Origin of the sequence: Pontibacter akesuensis (genome assembly GCF_001611675.1) — a bacterium.
In the GTDB taxonomy this organism is placed as follows: Bacteria; Bacteroidota; Bacteroidia; order Cytophagales; family Hymenobacteraceae; genus Pontibacter; species Pontibacter akesuensis.
Genome location: NZ_CP014766.1, coordinates 3,497,996 through 3,517,832 on the forward strand (window position 1 = coordinate 3,497,996; position 19,837 = coordinate 3,517,832).

At 51.6% G+C, this 19,837-nt stretch carries 12 protein-coding genes and 1 riboswitch; of the genes, 5 read left to right on the forward strand and 7 right to left on the reverse strand.

Annotation, left to right across the window (positions count from 1 at the left end):
- Nucleotides 1-31: 31 nt before the first annotated feature.
- On the forward strand, nt 32-2,251 hold the full coding sequence (locus tag A0W33_RS14790) for a bifunctional alpha,alpha-trehalose-phosphate synthase (UDP-forming)/trehalose-phosphatase (protein WP_068838904.1): 2,220 nt from the start codon (nt 32-34) through the stop codon (nt 2,249-2,251).
- A 277-nt stretch (nt 2,252-2,528) separates the two neighbouring features.
- Here the strand turns inward: A0W33_RS14790 and xseB are convergent, their stop codons facing one another.
- Together xseB and xseA are read right to left on the reverse strand one after the other, a co-directional pair.
- Entirely contained in the window at nt 2,529-2,792 is a 264-nt protein-coding gene (xseB, locus tag A0W33_RS14795) for an exodeoxyribonuclease VII small subunit (RefSeq protein WP_068838905.1), read from the reverse strand.
- Nucleotides 2,785-4,344 (reverse strand): exodeoxyribonuclease VII large subunit, encoded by a 1,560-nt coding sequence (gene xseA, locus A0W33_RS14800; protein ID WP_068838906.1) that lies wholly within the window; start codon nt 4,342-4,344, stop codon nt 2,785-2,787. Before xseA ends, xseB begins: the two co-directional genes overlap by 8 nt.
- 298 nt (nt 4,345-4,642) lie before the next feature.
- Nucleotides 4,643-4,752: riboswitch (SAM riboswitch) on the forward strand.
- A gap of 296 nt (nt 4,753-5,048) precedes the next feature.
- On the opposite strand from xseA, the gene A0W33_RS14805 reads away from it, so the two are divergent.
- The 4 genes from A0W33_RS14805 to A0W33_RS14820 all read left to right on the forward strand — a co-directional run bounded on the left by A0W33_RS14805 (nt 5,049) and on the right by A0W33_RS14820 (nt 9,567).
- Nucleotides 5,049-6,371, forward strand: coding sequence for an O-acetylhomoserine aminocarboxypropyltransferase/cysteine synthase family protein (locus A0W33_RS14805; protein ID WP_068838907.1), 1,323 nt, complete (start codon nt 5,049-5,051; stop codon nt 6,369-6,371).
- Nucleotides 6,372-6,377: 6 nt separating this feature from the next.
- Nucleotides 6,378-7,439 carry a homoserine O-acetyltransferase MetX gene (gene metX / locus A0W33_RS14810; protein ID WP_068838908.1) on the forward strand — a complete coding sequence of 354 codons (1,062 nt, stop codon included), beginning with the start codon at nt 6,378-6,380 and terminating at the stop codon, nt 7,437-7,439.
- A complete protein-coding gene (locus tag A0W33_RS14815; protein WP_068838909.1) occupies nt 7,420-8,661 on the forward strand; it encodes a homoserine dehydrogenase in 1,242 nt (413 codons plus the stop codon). Before metX ends, A0W33_RS14815 begins: the two co-directional genes overlap by 20 nt.
- Nucleotides 8,662-8,835: 174 nt before the next feature.
- Entirely contained in the window at nt 8,836-9,567 is a 732-nt protein-coding gene (locus tag A0W33_RS14820) for a S8 family serine peptidase (RefSeq protein ID WP_068838910.1), read from the forward strand.
- Nucleotides 9,568-9,634: 67 nt separating this feature from the next.
- Here A0W33_RS14820 and lysA read toward each other — a convergent pair whose 3' ends face one another.
- The 5 genes from lysA to bioA all read right to left on the reverse strand — a co-directional run bounded on the left by lysA (nt 9,635) and on the right by bioA (nt 19,812).
- Nucleotides 9,635-10,804 carry a diaminopimelate decarboxylase gene (lysA, locus tag A0W33_RS14825; protein WP_229802297.1) on the reverse strand — a complete coding sequence of 390 codons (1,170 nt, stop codon included), beginning with the start codon at nt 10,802-10,804 and terminating at the stop codon, nt 9,635-9,637.
- The gene (locus A0W33_RS14830) at nt 10,782-12,101 is read right to left on the reverse strand and encodes an aspartate kinase (RefSeq protein WP_068838912.1); all 1,320 of its coding nucleotides are present in this window, start codon (nt 12,099-12,101) and stop codon (nt 10,782-10,784) included. Before A0W33_RS14830 ends, lysA begins: the two co-directional genes overlap by 23 nt.
- A 306-nt stretch (nt 12,102-12,407) precedes the next feature.
- Nucleotides 12,408-16,820 (reverse strand): T9SS type A sorting domain-containing protein, encoded by a 4,413-nt coding sequence (locus tag A0W33_RS20770; protein WP_082815253.1) that lies wholly within the window; start codon nt 16,818-16,820, stop codon nt 12,408-12,410.
- 315 nt (nt 16,821-17,135) lie between these two features.
- Nucleotides 17,136-18,329: a beta-ketoacyl synthase N-terminal-like domain-containing protein gene (locus A0W33_RS14840; protein ID WP_068840158.1), complete on the reverse strand. Its 1,194-nt coding sequence runs from the start codon at nt 18,327-18,329 to the stop codon at nt 17,136-17,138.
- 166 nt (nt 18,330-18,495) lie between these two features.
- On the reverse strand, nt 18,496-19,812 hold the full coding sequence (gene bioA, locus A0W33_RS14845; RefSeq protein ID WP_068838913.1) for an adenosylmethionine--8-amino-7-oxononanoate transaminase: 1,317 nt from the start codon (nt 19,810-19,812) through the stop codon (nt 18,496-18,498).
- Nucleotides 19,813-19,837 lie beyond the last annotated feature (25 nt).

Sequence of the window (19,837 nt, forward strand, 5' to 3'; positions counted from 1 at the left end):
GCATGGAGCGCCGAGAAAATTACCACAAAGCATGGCAAAACTTATTATTGTTTCTAACAGACTACCAGTAAAACTGCAGGAGAAGGACGGAAAGCTGAGCTACCACGCCAGTGAGGGCGGACTGGCAACGGGTCTGGGTTCTTTCTACAAAAAGGATAATAACCTCTGGATAGGCTGGCCAGGCCTGGTGGTGACGGAGGATGAAAAGAAGGGCCGCATTGCAGACGACCTGAACAAGGAGAACATGCACCCGGTGTTCCTGACGGATACCGAGATAAAGGAGTTTTATGAAGGCTTCAGTAACGAAACGCTGTGGCCCACCTTCCATTACTTCAGCCAGTATGCCGTTTACAGCCAGCAGCTGTGGGAGACTTATGTGAAGGTAAACCAAAAGTTTTGCGAAGTGGTGCTGGAGCAGGCCGGTCCGGAAGACACCATCTGGGTGCACGACTACCAGTTGCTGCTGCTGCCAAGTATGCTCCGCGAGCGCCTGCCGGACAGCACGATCGGCTTCTTTCAGCACATCCCGTTCCCGAGCTATGAGGTGTTCCGCCTGCTGCCCTGGCGCAAAGAGCTACTGGAGGGCATGCTGGGCTCTGACCTGGTTGGCTTCCATACGTACGATGACATGCGCCACTTCCTGAGTTCTGTGAACCGGATTGTGGGCTACGGCAGTATGCACGGCTGGATTAACACGCCGAACCGCTCGCTGCTGGTTGACTCGTTCCCGATGGGTATCGACTATGAGAAGTATGCCGGCACGGCTGACACCGAGGAGGTGAAGAAGCGGGAGAGTCTTTACCGAAGCAACCTCAATGCCGAAAAGATCATCCTTTCCATCGACCGCCTGGACTACTCCAAAGGTATTGCCCAGCGCCTGGAGGCATTCGATAAGTTCCTGGCCAAGTATCCGGAATTCCATAAAAAGGTAACGCTGCTGATGCTGGTAGTGCCGAGCCGGGATGCCGTGGAGAAGTACAAAGAACTGAAGGAAGAGGTAGATGAACTGGTAGGCCGCATTAACGGACAGTACAGCAGCATCAATTGGAATCCGATACAGTATTTCTACCGCTCCTATCCGCTGGAGACGCTGTCGGCGTTTTACCGCATGGCCGATGTGGGGCTGGTAACGCCAATGCGCGACGGCATGAACCTGGTGTGCAAGGAGTACGTGGCCAGCAAGCTCGACCAGAAAGGCGTGCTCATACTTAGTGAAATGGCCGGTGCGTCGAAAGAACTCTCCGATGCCATTCTCATCAACCCGAACGACATTAATCAGATGGTGGAGGCGCTGCACCAGGCGCTCACGATGCCGGAAGAGGAGCAGGTATCGCACATGCGCAACATGCAGGAGTCGCTCAAGCGCTACAACATACACCACTGGGTAAGTATGTTCATGGATCGGCTGTCTTACGTGAAGATCAAGCAGCTGTCGCTGGCCACTTCATACCTCGACGAGTCAACCTTCCTGGAGATGAGCGATGCTTACGACTCCTCCCGTTCGCGCCTGTTCTTCCTAGAGTACGACGGTGCCCTGGTGGATTACCGCAACCGTCCGCTGATGGCACGACCGGATGACGAGCTGATGGAGTTGCTGGAGAGTTTGAGCAGCAATCCTAAAAACCGTGTGGTGGTGATGAGCAGCCGCGAAAAAGCGACGATGCAGGACTGGCTCGGACACCTGAACATCGATATTATTGCCGAACATGGCGTCTGGATTAAGCAGCGCGGCACCGGCTGGCAAACCATGCTTAGCCTGATGGACGACTGGAAAAAAGATATTCGCCTGATCCTGGATTTGTACGTGGACCGCACGCCAGCCTCCTTCATCGAAGAGAAAGAGTACTCGCTGGTATGGCACTACCGTCGCGTAGAGACTGGTCTTGGCGAGTTGCGTGCCCGCGAGTTGGTGAGCCACCTAAACTTCCTGGCGTCCAACAGCAACCTGCAGGTGCTCGACGGGCAGATGGCTGTGGAGATAAAGGCGCAGGAAATAAACAAAGGAAAGGCATCGAGTTACTGGCTCAGCAAGTTCCCGCACAAGTTTGTGCTGGCCGTTGGCGATGACTGGGGCGATGAAGATATCTTTAAAGCCATGCCCCGTGAGTCCTATACCGTTAAAGTGGGCAACTCGTCGTCGGTGGCAAAGTACCACGTAGACACGTGCAAAGAAGCCCGCGAAATGCTGTCGCGTTTGGTGCAGGTTCGCAACCAGGAGCAATCCTCCGGCGGAGCCCTGATGACCGGCTGATAAGCAATAAGACAAAACGAAGAAGCCCCACCTGCACAAAACAGGTGGGGCTTCTTCGTTTTTAGAGAAGTATGGCGGCTATACTTGCTTATGATCTAAAATGCGTTTGATATTGACAAGTTTATTACTTCCTGCTATTGTCATTTCGAACGCAGTGAGAAATCTATCCGGCATTCTATAAAAGATCTCCCCTGTCGTCGAGATGATAAAAGCGGGATAACAAAGAAGTCAAATTCAACTATCAGCCAAAGTATAAAAACTGATTTTTAAACCGCTTCTAAAACAAAGAATTGGTAGCGGGCTTGTTGTCTTTTTGCTTTGGCTGTGGCGGCACCTCGCAGTTTTCTTCGTTAAATACCTGGTCGATGGCTTTCTCGGCTTTGCGCAGCTTTTCCTTGCACAGCTTAATCAATTGCGACGAACGCTGTACTTTTTGCGTCAGCTCGTCCACGTCTACGGCATCGTTTTCGATGGCACGTAGTATCTCCTCCAGTTCCTGCGTTGCTTCGCGGTAAGTCATTTGGTTTAAGTCCTTATTCATTCGTGTCAGTAGTTACGACAATACTATGGATGGAGCCGTCCTGCATTTTAGTCTGCACCACGTCCCCGTCTTTTACTTGCTTTACACTTTTGATGATCTGGCCGTTTACCAGCGTGAGCGTATAGCCCCGCAGCAGCAGCTTTTCCGGGTTGTTGGCTTCTATACCCATCTCCAGCAGCTTCAGGCGGTGATTCTCGGCCTGCATTTTGTTCTTTACGCCGTACGGAAGCCTGTCGCCATACTTGGTAAACGCGATTTGCGCCTGCTTTAGCCTGTCGTTTGCCTCGGTTTCGAGGCAATGCACCAGGTGATTGAGTTCGTGCTCCTTTAGGTGCAGGTAGCGCTGGCTCTTTCCCTCCACGCACACCGACAGTTCCTGAAGGCGGCGTTCCTGTTCGTGCAACAGGTCTTTGGTGCCGGCGTTCACGTCTTTCTCCAAATTGCTGACGTGGTGCTTCTGTGCCTCAATGTATGATTTTGGCTTCAGCAGCAGTCCCCGCGACAGCGCTTCCAGTTTGTCTTTGCTCGTTTGCAGTACCTGGCGGGTCGTATTGTTAAAGCGCAGGCTGATTCGCTCCAGTTGGTCATCGGCCAGTTTCATGTGCTGGGCCGAAAACATGCGGATGCTGTCGAACAGACTCTCGCTGTATTCTTCTGCCGCGCGGTTTCTGTCAATCAGAAAACCGGCCACGGCCGTGGGTGTTTTAAGCCGGGTGTTTGCCACCAGGTCGGCTATGCTTTCATCGCGCTCGTGGCCAATGCCCGTTAGCACCGGCAGCGGCGCTTTACCGATTGCGGAAGCGATGAGGTAATCATCAAAGCAACTAAGGTCGGTTTGAGAACCACCGCCGCGTATCAGCACCACCACATCGAACAGGTGTTTATACTTGCTGATTTTGGCAAAGGCAGCGGCGACCGAGGCAGGGGCCTCGTTTCCCTGCACCGTAGCCGGAAAAAGTGTGGTGCTGAAAGTATAGCCGTAACTGTTGTGGTGCAGCTGGTGCACAAAGTCCTGATAACCGGCAGCGGTGGCCGAAGAAATCACGGCCAATCGTTGTGGCACCAGGGGCAGCTCCAATTCCTTGTTGGCCTCCATCAGTCCTTCCGCCTCCAGGCGCTTCAGCGTTTCCTGGCGCTGGCGGGCAAGGTCGCCGATGGTATAATTGGGATCGATGTTCGTGACATCGAGGCTTAGGCCATAAAGCTCGTGAAAGCGCACCGTTGCCTGCAGCAGCACCTTCAGCCCTGCTTTTAGCGGCTGCCCGGTTTTCTCTTCAAAGTGGCGGCCCAGCATCTGGAAACGCGAGCCCCAGATAGTGGCTCTAGCCTGCGCCAGCATCTGGCGGGCGTCGTCGCCTTTGTCCACCAGCGTCAGGTAGCAGTGCCCTTTGCGCCTATCTACGTTTACCTGAGCCACCTCAGCCACCACCCAATAACTATCGGGAAAAGCCAATTCCAGCTCTTCCCGTATCTGCTGGTGCAGGGCAAACAGGGAGAGCGGCGCAGGCTGCTCCTGGTAGGTAATGGAATGACTGATAAAGATATGGGACATCGCTCGCTCAATGGGTTTACTCCTGCACTACCAGCAGAACACTGGTTCCTCAGGCTCTAAGATAAGTCTTTCTTAACAAAAACACAGAGCGCTGGTAGGGTAAAATGATGGCCTGTAGCAAAGTATAGAGCGGATAAAACAAAAGGGCAAAGTGCTATAAGTATAAGGTTGCTTCATAAGTGCTTGCTTATGAAGCTGATATAAATTAAAATTTGAAAAAATTAATGTATTGTTTGGCTTTTTTGAAAAGGCTGCCGTATAATTGCAACATCAAGTCAATACGCCCTTACCGGTTATTGATTTATAAAGAAGCGTGGAGAGACAGGCTCTAAGAAGCGCTAGCAACCTAACTACCGTAGTTAAGGTGCTAATTCCTGAGCTCGGCAGGGTGCCGGGCGAATATAAATTGATACGATCATGAACAAGGGAATTCAGCCAACACCACACGAAGAATTATTTTTAGCACCGGCAGTTTCTGTGCTGCCTCAGCGTTTCCGTTTAGCTCCTGCTGACGGATTTGGCATGCGCACGCTCCTGTGCAGCATGTGTTACTGTTGTTGATTCCCCATGTATAAACTCCTCTTTGCAAAAGTAGGGTAGTGGCAGAATTAACTCTGCTGCTGTGGCCATGCTATACTTGCAGCGGATTCCTTGTCTTTCTATAATCTTGTTTTTCCTCTCTAAACCTTAAAACCAGTACTATCATGTCTGAAAAATTGCATTTCGAAACACTGCAGCTGCACGCCGGCCAGGAAATAGATCCCACCACACAGTCGCGTGCCGTTCCTATTTACCAGACCACGTCTTACGCTTTTAAGAATGCTGAGCACGGTGCCAATTTGTTTGCCCTAAAGGAATTCGGCAACATCTATACCCGCATCATGAACCCGACAAGCGAAGTGTTTGAGAAGCGCATCGCGGCACTGGAAGGCGGTGTGGCGGCCGTGGCGGTGGCTTCCGGCATGGCCGCACAGTTCATTGCCCTGAACAACATACTAGAGTCAGGCGACAACTTCGTGTCCACCAAATATCTGTATGGCGGCACCTACAACCAGTTTAAAGTATCGTTCAAGCGCCTTGGCATTGAGGTAAGGTTTGCGGAAAACGATGAGGTGGAAAGCTATGAGCAGCTGATTGATGAGAAAACGAAGGCCATTTATGTGGAAACGATCGGCAACCCACGCTTTAACATTCCGGATTTTGAGGCTATTGCGGCGCTGGCGCGCAAGCATGATTTGCCGCTGATAGTAGATAATACCTTTGGCGCCGGGGGCTACCTGTTCCGTCCGTTGGAGCATGGCGCTAACGTGGTGGTGGAGTCTGCCACTAAATGGATCGGCGGCCACGGCACAAGTATAGGCGGTGTGATTGTGGATGGCGGAAACTTTAACTGGGGCAACGGCAAATTCCCGCAGTTCTCAGAGCCAAGCGAAGGCTACCACGGCTTAAACTTTTGGGAAGTTTTTGGGACGGATGGTCCCTTCGGTAACATTGCCTTTGCTATTCGGGCTCGGGTGGAGGGGCTGCGCGACTATGGTCCGGCAATCAGTCCGTTCAATTCTTTCCTGCTGCTGCAGGGCCTCGAAACGCTGTCGCTGAGAGTGGATAGAACGGTGCAGAATGCGCTGGCGCTGGCCGAGTGGCTGGAGGGGCACGAGCTGGTGGAAAGTGTAAACTATCCGGGTCTGGAGAGCAGCCCGTACCATCATCTGGCTAAAAAATACCTGAAACGCGGCTTCGGAGGCGTACTATCCTTTAAACTAAAAGGAGACAGGGAGCAGGCGGAGGCCTTTGTGAACAGCCTGCAGCTGGTAAGTCACCTGGCTAACGTAGGCGATTCCAAAACACTTATCATCCACCCGGCCTCCACCACGCACCAGCAGCTTTCAGAGGAGGACCAGTTAGGAGCGGGCGTAGAGCCAACGCTGCTACGCATTTCCGCCGGCATCGAACACATCGAAGACATTAAAGCAGACATCGCGCAGGCCTTTGCCAAAGTACAGGCAGGGGAGCCAGCCGCAGTATAAAACCCTATGCCAACACAGCACATTTTTCACCACCAGCAAGCGTTTCAGCTGGAGTCCGGGAGTATTCTTCCGGGCCTCCAGCTGGCGTATACGACCTATGGCACCCTGAACCCGCAGCGCGACAATGTGGTGTGGGTATGCCATGCCCTTACCGGCAACGCCGATTGCACCGACTGGTGGTGCGGTCTCTTCGGAGAGGGAAAACTGTACGACCCGCGGGAGTGGTTTGTGGTATGTGCCAATACGTTGGGCGGCTGCTACGGCTCCACCGGCCCACTTTCCATCAACCCGATCACGCTGCAACCCTACTTCCACACGTTCCCTCAGCTCACCAACCGCGACATTGTGCGGGCATTCGATCTGCTGCGGCAGGACCTGGAACTAGGGCGCATCCATACACTGCTGGGCGGCTCACTGGGAGGACAACAGGCACTGGAGTGGGCGCTGCTGCAACCAAAGGTGGTGGAGCGGCTGGTGCAGGTGGCCAGCAATGCGCGCCACTCGCCGTGGGGCATTGCCTTCAACGAAACACAGCGCATGGCCATCCGGCAAGACCCAAGTTGGCAAACCGATACCCCGGATGCCGGAAAGGAAGGGCTGAAAACGGCACGTGCCGTGGCCATGCTTTCTTACCGGCACTACAACACCTACCATGCCTCGCAGGGGGAGCCGGGGCAAAGTATAACCGATAACTTCCGCGCCTCCAGTTACCAGGTGTACCAGGGGGAGAAGCTGGCGCAGCGATTCAATGCTTATACGTATTGGCTGCTTTCTAAAGCAATGGACTCGCACAACGTGGGCCGCGACAGGGGAGGTGTGGAGAAGGCGCTGGCGCAACTGAAAGCGCGAACGCTCGTGGTGGGGGTAGATTCCGATCTACTTTTCCCGGTGGAGGAGCAGCATCAGGTACAGGCACATGTGCCCAACTCCTCTTTTCACCTCATTCATTCCAACTATGGGCATGATGGCTTTTTGGTGGAGTTTGAGCAGCTAACGGCGGCAATCAGTACGTTTTACTTACAGGAAAAATTAAAAGCACAACCAGACTATGAAGAACAGGAGCGCTAAACGCATTGGGATATTTGGCTTTGGCTGCGTGGGCCAGGGCCTGCACGATGTGCTGCAGGACAACCCGCAGCTACAGGTGGTGCGCATTTGCGTACGCGACCGTGAGAAGCTACGCACGCTGCCGAGCCACACCTTCACCTACAGTCCGCAGGAGTTGCTGCAGGACGAGAGCATTGATCTGTTCGCCGAGCTCATCAGTGATCCGGGAGAGGCGCTGCTCATCGTGCGGCAGGTGCTGCAGGCAGGCAAAACCATTGTGTCGGCCAACAAAAAGATGGTGTCGGAGAACCTGCCGGAACTGGTGGAACTGCAGCAGGCGTATGGCGGAACCTTGCTGTATGAAGCGGCTGTGTGCGGTAGCATTCCGATTTTGCGCACGCTGGAGGCTTACTACGGCAACGAGCAACTGCAGGAGGTAAGCGGTATACTTAACGGATCCTCCAACTACATCCTAACAAAGCTAAATTCCGAAGGACTGGCTTACGAAGAGGCGTTGCGGCAGGCGCAGGCGCTGGGCTTCGCAGAGGCCGACCCTACGCTGGATGTGGGAGGTTTTGACGCGCTGCACAAAATAAGTTTAATTGCCGCACATGCCTTTGGTGTGGTACCCCATGCAGCTGATGTGCTGTGCCAGGGCATACAGCACATCTCTAAGCGTGATGTGACACTCGCACAGGCGCTTGGGGCACGTATACGCCTGGTGGCTTCGGCTAAACTAAATGCACACAACAGACTGGCGGTGCAGGTGCTGCCAACGCTGGTGTTTCCTGACTCGGAGTTGTATTATGTGGAGGCGGAGTTCAATGGCGTGCAACTGAAAGCCAAGTATGCAGGCGATCAGTTTCTGAAAGGCCGTGGTGCCGGGAGCCACCCGACTGGGTCAGCTGTTTGGGCCGATGTGTCGGCAGCCTTGGCAGGATACAAGTATAGCTATGGTAAGCTGCAGCAGGCAGAAGTGCAACTAGAGGAAGACACGGAGCTCAGGTTGTACCTGCGCACGCCTAACCCGGAGCTGTTACCGCAGCTGGATTGGCTGGAACTTACTTCGTTCGGCGTAGATGCAACTGTAGCCCAACTGATCGGGACGGTGCGGCGGCGAAGTATAATCGCTCATGCAGCTACTCTTGCCGCTGCCAATGTATTTATTGCACAAGTTCCGGATAGTGTTCAGGTTGATGATGTGTTACGCGCATCGCTGTTAGACGCAGTGGAGGTAGCTTGATTTTATAAATATCATCTATAATTATTTAAAGCTTTACCATCTTAACTTTAAAGCATAACGATTGTACAATATATTATTTGCACTATATTAATATTTTAATTGATAAAATCATAGCTGATTGTAAAATCTTACCGTACAATAAATCAAATAGTTATTGGTTTAACTTGTACTGAGATGATAAAAATATACCTACCCTTTCTCTCATCCCTGATTATGATTTTGGCATTTTCTTCCTGCCGCCAGGAAGAAGCCTCACCAATCCGAAATGTTAAAGCCGGCCCTACGTTACTGCGCGTGCAAGCGGGTGACGGACCTTGTGTCAGTTATACTTACTTTCTTGATAATCAGAAGAAAAGCCTGGGGAGCGTGTTTACAAAGCAGGTGCTGGTGAGTTTTTCTGATGGCCTCAGCACTGAAGCCGAGGCGGATATACTGGCAAAGTATGAATTTGTGAAAGGCAAAAACGGACAGTTAAGCTCTAACTCAGCCATATTGCACAATGTGGAGCTTACGGACGGCTTGAATTGTAAAGAAGTAGAGCGGGCCATGCGCCTGCTGGCCGGAGAGGCAGCTATCACGTACGTAGCACCTTACTTCCTGAATGAAGACGGATTGCTCGGTATCAGCAACGAAGCAATCGTAACCGTTCAGGACGGGCAGGATGCGGCCTTGCAACAGTTAGCGACTACTTACCGTGCAGAAGTGCTGATGCAGCTTAGCGGAAAAACTTACCTGGTGCGGGTAGACAAAGACTCTAAAGGAAATGCGCTGGAATTGGCTAACTTCCTGAAAAATAAACCCGGAATAGCCCATGCCGAGCCGGATTTTGTGGTGTCGCTGCAAGTATCAGAGGAAACTACTTACCCCGTGGTTACACGCAGAAGCAGATTGGCCCTGGCGCAATAACACAGCACAGCTACAAAAAAGGCCTGCTCCCGGATAATGGGAGCAGGCCTTTTTTGTAGCTGCATTTTTAAATGTAAATCGCCTGTGCCTTCTCGCGCAGGTTGTATCCTGAGGCCATTACCTCGCCGTAGGCACCGGCCGTGCGGATGGCGATCAAGTCGCCGCGATTGGTCTCAGGCAGGTTCACCGCTTTGCCAAAGCAATCGCTCGACTCGCAGATAGGCCCCACCACATCGTAGCGCACTTCCTGCTTCTGGCTTGTCAGGTTCTGTATTTTGTGATACGACTGGTACAGGGCAGGGCGGATAAGCTCCGTCATGCCGGCATCAAGTATGGCGAAGTTTGTTGTCACACCATTCTTGATGTACAGCACCCTCGATACCAGCGTGCCGCATTGCGCCACCAGCGCCCGACCTAGCTCAAAGTGCACCTGCTGCCCCGGACGAAGCTCCAGGAATTGGTTGAACAGCCCAAAGTAGGCGGCAAAGTCCGGAATGAGGTTTTGCTCTGGCGCATAATAATCCACGCCCAGGCCGCCACCTACATTCACGTGCTCCAGCATGATGTTGCGTGCCAGGAACCACTCCTGAAACTCGTTCACCCGCGTACACAGGTTCTTGAACACCGTTAGGTCTGTAATCTGGGAGCCGATGTGGAAATGGATACCGATCAGCTGGATGTGCTTCAGCTTCTGAATCAGATCCAGCACGGCTTCCAGTTCCCAGGCGTTAATGCCGAACTTGTTTTCCTCTAGCCCTGTGGTGATATACTTGTGTGTGTTGGCATTTACGTTCGGGTTGATGCGCAGCGCGATACGGGCTACGGTACCTTTCTTCTCAGCCAGCTCGTTCAGCACCTCCAATTCATGGCTCGATTCGCAGTTGAAGCAGAAGATTTCTTGCTCTAGCGCATAGTTTATCTCTGCATCAGATTTGCCTACGCCTGCAAAAACGACATCCTTCGCCGCAAAACCATTTTCGATGGCCGCTTTAACCTCGTTGCCGCTTACACAATCGGCACCAAAGCCAAATTCGCGCATCGCATCAAGTATAGGTCCGTTTGCATTCGCTTTCAGGGCGTAGTGCACGTGAAAGTTATACTTGCCTGCTTCCTGCTGAGCAAACTGCAGCGTTTGGCGCAGCAGGTTCAAGTCATATACATAAAGTGGGGTAGCATGTTGCTGCAACTGCTCCGGGTTCAGGTTCAGCATGGGCTCAGTTTCTGCTAAAAATTCCATCGTTCAGTTTCGTTAATGCCTCCACCTTGTTCTCTGTGTTGATCAGGAGGCTAATATTATTCTTGCTGCCGCCGTACGAGATCATACGCAGCGGGATTTGCTTCAGCGCCTCAAAAATAGCCAGGCCGGAGCCGCTTCGCTCGGCAATAAAATCACCCACCACGCAAACAATTGTCTGCTCCCGATCTACCTCTACCTGTCCGAATTTCGTCAGCTCAGCCACGATCTCGTCCAGGTACTTGTCGTTATCGATTGTCAGTGACACAGCTACCTCCGAGGTGGTTATCATGTCGATAGGCGTTTTAAAGCGCTCGAACACCTCAAACACACTGCGCAGGAAGCCATAGGCCAGCAGCATGCGGCCCGATTTAATTTTGATTGCCGTGATGCCGTCTTTCGCGGCCACCGCTTTCAACTTGCCACCCTCAGAAGTCGAGGAGATGGTGGTGCCTTTTGCCTCAGGCTCCATGGTGTTCAACAGGCGCACCGGAATGTTCTTCTGCTTAGCCGGCAATACGCTGCTTGGGTGCAGGATCTTAGCGCCAAAGTATGCCAGCTCCGCCGCCTCATCGTATGACAGCTCCGCAATTGGGTAGGTGTTTTTCACGATGCGCGGGTCGTTGTTGTGCATGCCGTCGATATCAGTCCAGATTTGAATCTCAGCTGCGTCTGCCGCCGCCCCGATCAGCGAGGCAGAGTAGTCAGAGCCGCCGCGCTTCAGGTTGTCGACCTCACCAAATGCATTGCGGCAAATGTATCCCTGTGTTATAAACAGTTTCACATCCGGGTGCAGGGCCAGTTCTTTCTGCAGGTTCTTCGCGATGTAAGCAGCATCCGGCTCCTCGTTCTCGTCTATCTTCATGAAGTTAAGCGCGGGCAGCAGTACGGATGTTATACTGTGCTCCTCCAGGAAAAACTGAAACAAGGCGGTACTCAGCAATTCGCCCTGCGCCAGCACCGCGCGCTCTTCATGTACAGTGAAAAGATCTAGGGTAAAGGCCGTCAGGTGTTCAAAATGTTGCGTCAGCAGTCCGTTTGCCTGTTTCTTTTTCTCGTCGGTGGTGTAGAGCGCGTCTACTACCTGTTTATACTTGTCGTGCAGCGCATTGATGAGCGCCCTTGCTTCTGCTTTATCGTTCTGGAACAGCTTCTCGGCAATTTGCACCAGGCTGTTGGTAGTGCCCGACATAGCCGAAAGCACTACGATTGTTGGCTCATCGCTCTGGATGAGAGAGGCTACCGCCTTCATTCTATCAGCAGACCCCACAGAGGTGCCGCCGAACTTCAGTATTTTCATGGATATAGGTATGAAAACAGGATTTGTATAAGTAGCTGCAAAAGTACGAAAACTTGAGTACTGTTCTGTACTTGTGCGCATAGATTGTGGTGTATCTGTCAATATGATAGAGCAGCGCAGACTTTGGCAGGTGTAACTGAAGTCTGCCGGGGGAATCTAACAGGCATTTTAAATTACACGGTGCACTTGCGTACACCATGGTCTTGCAGGTATATTTTAACCCGCGCGTGATCGCAAACAGTTGTAAGCAAAAAAGACCGGCTGCCCATGGCAACCGGTCTTTCAAGAATTAGCTGTTTCTGAAATTTATTTTTTCATGATCTTGGCCGTGCCACTTACATCGTTGCCTTGTAGGCGCAGGATATACATGCCAGTGCTTAGGCCCCTAATCGGAAGCTTCAGCTCGTTTACCCCAGGCTGCAGTTGCACTTTGCCACGGTATACTTCCTGACCGCGCATATCCACCAGGCGTACACTTGCCTCACCGGCGGCAGGAGCCGTCACTGTCAGATTGATTTCCCGCTCAAATGGGTTCGGCCATACTTGCAGTTGTGCGAGTGCTTCCACACCCTTCAGGCTGATGGCGATTACGTTGCTGTAAGCGAACTCCCCATCAAAGTCTACCTGCTTCAGCCTGTAGTAAACAGCCCCGGAGAGCGGCTGCGAATCGATGAAGGTATAGCGCTGCTCCTGTACCGTAGTACCGGCGCCGGCCACAGTTCCGATTGGCTCAAACGTTTTACCATCTGCGCTTCGCTCTACTACGAACTCTTTGTTGTTCTCTTCGGAAGCTGTGAGCCACTTCAGGTTCACTTTACCGTTCTGCACAGTGCCAGTGAAGTATACCAGCTCAACTGGGAGTGGTACGATAGCGGGTTCTTGTCCGTAGATGATGATCGTGAGCGAGGTTGTTGTTGTACCGCCTCGCTGATCAATTGTAAACACGCTAAACGTATAGGTGCCAGGAATCAAAGCTCTAGGATCTGTTACAACAACATTGCCATTACCTAGCAGCCCTGTTCCAGGGGGCAAAGCAGTGCCTGCAACTACTTGAGCATCTCTAACTCCGTTGGCTGAAGCTGGTGAAGAAGGAAGCTTGTCTGTGTCTGTAGCTGTAGCTAGCACATTATTGACAGCATACTGGTTCACATACTTTGGCGGTGCTATGTTATAGGTGGTAGGGCAGTTTATTATTACCGTAGTGTTGGCAGATTTATCGCCACAGATAGGAGTAGTCACCGTCCAGGTGAAAACATATGTTCCTGATGTAAGGCCCGATACTGTTGTACTGGCACTGTTCACGTCCGCGAAGGTAGGATTTGCATTAGTTCCCTCTGTTGCCGTGCTTACTGACCATTTTCCTGTGCCTGGAGCCGGATCACTACCTTGTAGCGTAACCGTGCTGCCACAAACTGTTTGTTCTGCTCCGGCAGAAACCGAGCGGCCTGCGTCGCTGATTTCCAGAGTTACCCTGTTGGTGAGGTTTACCGTGCAGTTATTTGCAGAGGCTGTGAAATAGTAAGTATGGAGACCTGTTGTGGCTGGACTTACTGTAACTGACCGCGTCGTTCCATTGCCTATAAAAGGAGCTCCTGTTCCCGTGATCTCTGTGCCGCTTCCTGAGCCATCTGCTCTGAAGAGTCTGTAAGTAGCCCCATCGTTGTTCGTGTCAACATATATAACCGCAGCTCCACCAGGGCATGTCCGTGTGGTGCTTATTCTAACTGCTTGGTCTGTACGTGGGCCAGCAACAGTATAAGTTACCTTGTTAGCGTTTTCTACAGCGCAGCTTGTGTTGGTCTGCGTTGTATTTACAATCCGGATACCATACGTTGTGGTTGCACTAACGGAGGCTATAGTGAAGCTTATTGGTCCTGTTGTAGTTGGGCCAGTTCTAGGGTTAGGACTGCCGCTAGTTGTTAGTACTAATTCTTTGGTAGCATCGTTGATCAACTCATATCTGTAGCCCGGCTGTGCACCGCTCAACGTAATAACAGGAGAAGCTCCTGCACAACCGCTGGGGCTGTTTATGGAAACACCATAATTGTTAGGTGGCAACGGATTTATGCTTACGCTTACTCTACCTAGCAACACCTCGCATGCTGATCCGTTTATTTTCCTTGCCCTTACGCGAAGCGTAGTAGCGGCAGTGATCGGTCCGGAGGTTAAAGTGATCGTTCCCCCTGTGCCAAGCACAGAGCTACCTGTTTCTGAGTAAGTAAAGTTAGGACTGGTACCGGACTCTGTAACCAACCTGTAGGCAACTCCTCGTTCTGAATTGCCAACTGTGACAGTAGCGCTGCTGCCAACGCATACTGTGCTGGCTGTTGGACTTACCGTTGGTCCCGAAGATGGTGGCACACATTGTACAATCAGCGGAGCTGTTTTCGCACTCTCGCAGCCTGTTTCTGATGTTCTGAAGCTGGCTGTAATAGCGGCACCTGCAAATATCTCCAGAGGGTTAAAACCTTCCAGTACAAAGTTACCATTACTGTTTGCTGTTACAGGATTGTATGGGCTGCCCTCTACATATAGCGTAACAATGGAGTTAGCCGGGGCTATACCGCTTATGGTTGTTTGACCTTCGGTAATTGGCCCCGTTACAGTAATTGTTCCAGTAGGTGCAGGATTTGAAGTAACTGTGTTGGATGTCAGGCTGGTTGCTTTTCCTGCAGTAGTAGCCCTGGCTGTGATCGGAACACCAGCTGCAATTCCCGTTCCATTGTTCAGGGATGATAGATCAACAGACCAGAATCCATTTGCATTTACAGTGCCTGTTAGGCCAGTGCTCACCCCATTGGCAAATATGGTTACCACACTACCTGGTTCTGTCGAAGTACCGGTTATGAGTCTTACAGGGCCGCAGGTAGTAATTGGGTTGATAACTGGAGTAGCCGTGGTTTCTCTTACAGTAAGTAAGTTAGAAGGAGTAGAAATAGCATTCGCACATAGGGTACTTGTGCTAATCTGAGACCGCACAGCTACAACATCGCCTGGAGTAAGTCTGATACCTGGGGTATTCAGCGTGTAGGTAGTTGTAGTCGATAACTGAGGAATGGCTTGCGTGAAGCTTGTAGCTACACCATTTACGTAAAGCACCAGGTTGCCGCCCGTCGTTGTTGTTTCGTTAGGGTTCACCGATACTGTTAAAGACGTAAGATTTGTCGGGATACTTAAATTGGAGACGTTTGTAAACGTTACCCCATTATAGGTAGCTCCGGTAATGCTTATGATTTGACTGTTGTAAGAAGCGTTTCCTCCCGTGGCATGGCACAGTTGATTTGACCTGAGCGATTCACATCCTGTAATGTTGCCTGCGGCATCTGTAGGAGTGGAGGTAATGACATAGCTACTATTAGAGGCTGCTATAAAAGGAGTGGTAGACCCAGTAAAAGTCGTTCCGGCTGTTAAATTAAGCACGGCCGAGGTAGCAACGGAGTTATTAGTAAGGTTGTAAATCTTAATGATTTGTGTTCCAGTAAAACTAGGCATCAGAATCAAATAACGTGTATTTCCGCTACTCGTCATACCGGTTATTCTAGGTGCGGTAGTGGAGGTACAGGCGCCTGAAACTACAGTTACTGTGTTAGAAGCGACCGACATACTCTTGTTCGGAGCCAAAACAGTCGCCGTAATAGTATTGCCTGCAGCAAGCAGAGTTGCGGGTAGGCCAGTTATCGTCCAGGTGCCATTAGCCGTTACTGTAGGGCAGGTAGGTTGTCCTGCGCCACCACAAATCGCCGTTCCATTCCGATAAACTGTCACTACCGATCCTGGAGCTTCTACCGAAGTACCGGTAATAGATGTGTTGTTAGCCAGAATAGGTCCTGTTACTACCGGTGCTACGGCAGCTATCTGTGGGAAGCCGGATGTCTGTAAGGTGTTTAGGCTGGTTGCCGGAAAGGAGTTAATTAATGCACGCCATGCAGCGGGAGCATCGTAGTTATAAGCCTGAAAGTTCACACCCCCCACATCCGACACGGTACCTGTTAGACCACTTTGTGCACTTGTTATCGTGATACCGCTCATGCGCAGCGGTGTAGAAGCGGTAATACCTCCTCTGAAGGCTGAAAGCGGTACATAATAGTCGTAGAAGTAGTCGGGGTTACCGCCTGATGTAGAGGCTGCAACCGCCTTCTGCGAATACTGAGCCACGGATCCACTAAAGATTACAGGGCTTCCGCTTGCACCGTGATGAATAATCTGAACTGCAAAGTTGGAGGCAAGCAGCACCTCATACTCAAAACCTGGGTTGGTGCCTGTTCCATCAAATTTACCGTCGCTGTCGATCAGGACGCTGTAACCTTTTGAAGCTGTGGAAGAACCACCTAACCGTATGCGGAACATCAGGTTTGTGCCATCGAAAAAAGCGGTAATGGGAGAACCTGTGGAAGGTGCCGTTGTTGGCGTGGCGGGCGGTGCCAGATCTGTATGTCCGCCCGTGGCACCTGTGTTCAAATCTCCTAAGGGTTCTGTCAACAAAGCCGGAAAAGGCCTGTAAGGTATCTCACTGAAGCTAGCTCCTTCGTCTGACGTTCCAGGAAAGCCGGTAGCCGTGCGCGACACATAGCCGTCGCCGTTGGGATCCAGTATTTTTGCGCCTCCTGATGAGGCTGGGTTATAAATGAGACCGGGTGTCTGGGCTGAAGCTGTGCCGGACCATAAGAACAGAGCGAACAGCAACAGGAGGAATGATCTGAGATGTAAAGTTTTTTTCATGTAATCTAAAATTATTCTAATTGCACTTATGTAAAAATTGCATTATATAATTGCACTTTAAATTAAATACAATATAGTTTATATTATATTTAATTGTTATTGAAAACATCTAATACTATATAATACGTGTATAGAACAACTAGAAGCAGCCAACAGGTAATGCCGGGGTAATAAGACAATTGGGCGCTTTTGTTTTTCCTATATTTTTTATTGTACTGAATTGGTGTCCCCTGAGTTACTACAGCTAGATCAATTCATTAAAAAATAATAGTAAAAGTGCTAATGCGAACAGTGGATGCAGGAGATTTATCTTAGCTATAGGATGCCGACAACAATGCTTGCTGCGTTGCCGCCAAAACCTGCGGCATTGATCATAATCCGCCTGTAACGTAAGGCGGGTTGCTGCACAAGAAGATGGGGGTAGGGGAGTGAGGGAACATGCTGCCGCTGCAGAATGTGTAAAGCATACTGCATGCTCAAAGCGCCGGATGCCCCCAGGGTGTGGCCGATAAGCCACTTGTTGGTGGTGAGAGATGGAAGATTAGAGCCAAACACTGCCTGTATGGCAGTGAGTTCAGCCTTGTCGCCGGCACGGGTGCCGGGCGTGTGGGTAATGATGAGGTCTACGCTTCGGTCTTGCTCCGGCAGTTGCGCCAGTGCCTGCCGCATAGCCTTCTGGAAATTCAGTCCTTCTGCTGATATGCCAGTTTTACTTGTCAGCTTCTCAAAGCCCAAACCAACGGCTTCGATGCACACTGCCCCTGCCTTGGGTTGGTTAATCTGCTCCAGCGCAAATACGGCGGCACCTTCGCCAAGCGTAAATGTATTTTGCTTTTCCTGGGCGTATGGCTGGCAAGGATAGGGGTGATCGTAAAGTTTGGAGTAGATGCTAACAGCCTTCATCTGGGCAATGGTAAAGTCCGTGAGTGGCGCTTCGGTACCTCCGGCCAGAAAACGCTTCGCCATACCTGCTTTAAGCCAGGCAACTCCGTTGGCCACAGCCATAAGGGCTGTGCTGCAGGTAATGGAGTGGCTGATCTGGGCACCACCGGCGTTTACGGCATGCGCCACCCAGCTGGATAAGTTGCCGAGTGTGGTGGTGGGAGAGGCGCTGGACGAAAGCTGCTCCTGTTGAAAAGCCTCAAAGTGTTGCTCAAACAGACCGGTTGCCCCGCGGGATGATCCAATGTTTACCGCCAGGTCGTCATCCGAAGTAAAATTCTCCTGAAGCCATCCCGCCTGGGATGCTGCCTGCTTAGCGGCATACATGGCCAGCAGCACGGAGCGGTCCAACTGCTTGTAAGTTGGGTTAGCGTGTACAAGTTGCTGCAGCTGCAGTTCGGCAGCAGCAGGCAGTGCCGCCACAGGAGTAGGAGTGCCTTGGTGTGGAATCTGCGTGAAAGCGGGAGTACCATTCAGGTAGGCTTGGGCTATTGAGGCCGCATCAAAGCCGAGTGGTGAGATGACACCACAGCCGCGGATGACAATATGTTGCTTCTGTTGCTCCAAAACGGCAGCAAAGGTACGCGATAAATTTTCAAATGGAGCCACCCGCTACAGATGCCTGCCAAACTTTATAACTCCCGAGATAACTGTTATCCGTTCCCTATACTTTAAATTATGCCTTGGCTCTGTTTAATAAGAATATGATCAACCGAAGCCTTCATGCAGTTCCTTAATCGTGCAAAGTGGTTTGGTCCGGGCGAGGGTAGCTCTTATCGCCGGATACAATCTGCTGCATGCCCCGGATTACCTGGTAAACTTGGTCCAGTTGTGTATCGGTGATGCAGTAGGGGGGTATGATGTAGATAATGTTACCCAGCGGACGCAGGACGACGCCGTGGTCCAGGCCATAGCTGTAAAGGGTGTCGCGCAGGTCGCTGAAGTATGATGTGGTGCCATCTGCGAACTCCACGGCCAGAATGGTCCCCTGCTGTCGCACCTGTGCCACCTGAGGAAGCGCTTTTATACTTGCAGCAAAGGCTGCATGCCTTGTCTCGATTCGCTTTATGCAATCCTGAGTCTCCTGCTTTAGGAGCAAATCCATACTTGCCAGGCCCGCGGCGCAGGCAACGGGATTGCCGGTATAGCTGTGGCCATGAAATAAAGTTTTGCCCTTGTCATCACTTAAGAAGGCATCATACACTTTCTCAGATGCGGAGGTTGCGCCTAAGGCCATCGTGCCACCTGTTAAACCCTTGGACATACAAATAATGTCGGGTTGGTGCTGTAGGTAATCAGAGGCGAAGGTGCGGCCGGTGCGGCCGAAGCCCGTCATCACCTCATCGGCAATCGTGAGGATGCTGTGCTGCTGGCAAACTTCCAGCAGGCGGTCCAGCACTTGCGGTGTGTACATTACCATGCCGGCCGTGCCCAGCACCAGTGGCTCATAGATAAAAGCGGCTACATCACCAGCCAAAGCGTAGGCCTCCAGTTGCTTGATCGTTTCTTCTTCCTCGCCCGGCACCGGCACATCAACAAAACATACTTCAAACAAGTACGACCAGAACGGCGCTGTAAACGCACTGCGAGCGCTCACAGCCATGGCGCCAAAGGTATCGCCGTGGTAGCTGTCGCGGAAGGCGACTATTTTTCGTTTGGGCGTGCCGAGATTGCTCCAGTACTGAATGGCCATTTTCATGGCTACCTCCACGGCTGTTGAGCCGTTGTCGGAGTAGAAGATGCGGCTCTGGCCTTTGGGCAAAATCTGCAGCAGGCGCTCGGCAAAGGTAATGGCAGCCGGATGCGTGAAACCCGCAAAAATGACGTGCTCCAACGTGTTCAGCTGCTCCGCTACTTTTTGCGCGATGTAAGGGTGTGCGTGTCCGTGCAGGTTTACCCACCACGAGGCTACGGCATCAATATAGGTCTTGCCATCGTCAGAAAACAAAAGCGCCCCCTCGCCCCGAACAATCGGAATAGGAAGCGCTGCGGTTTTCATTTGGGTATAGGGATGCCAGATGACGTTATGATCACGTTCGGCGAGGTTCATTTGGAAGTATGTTTAAGTACAGGTA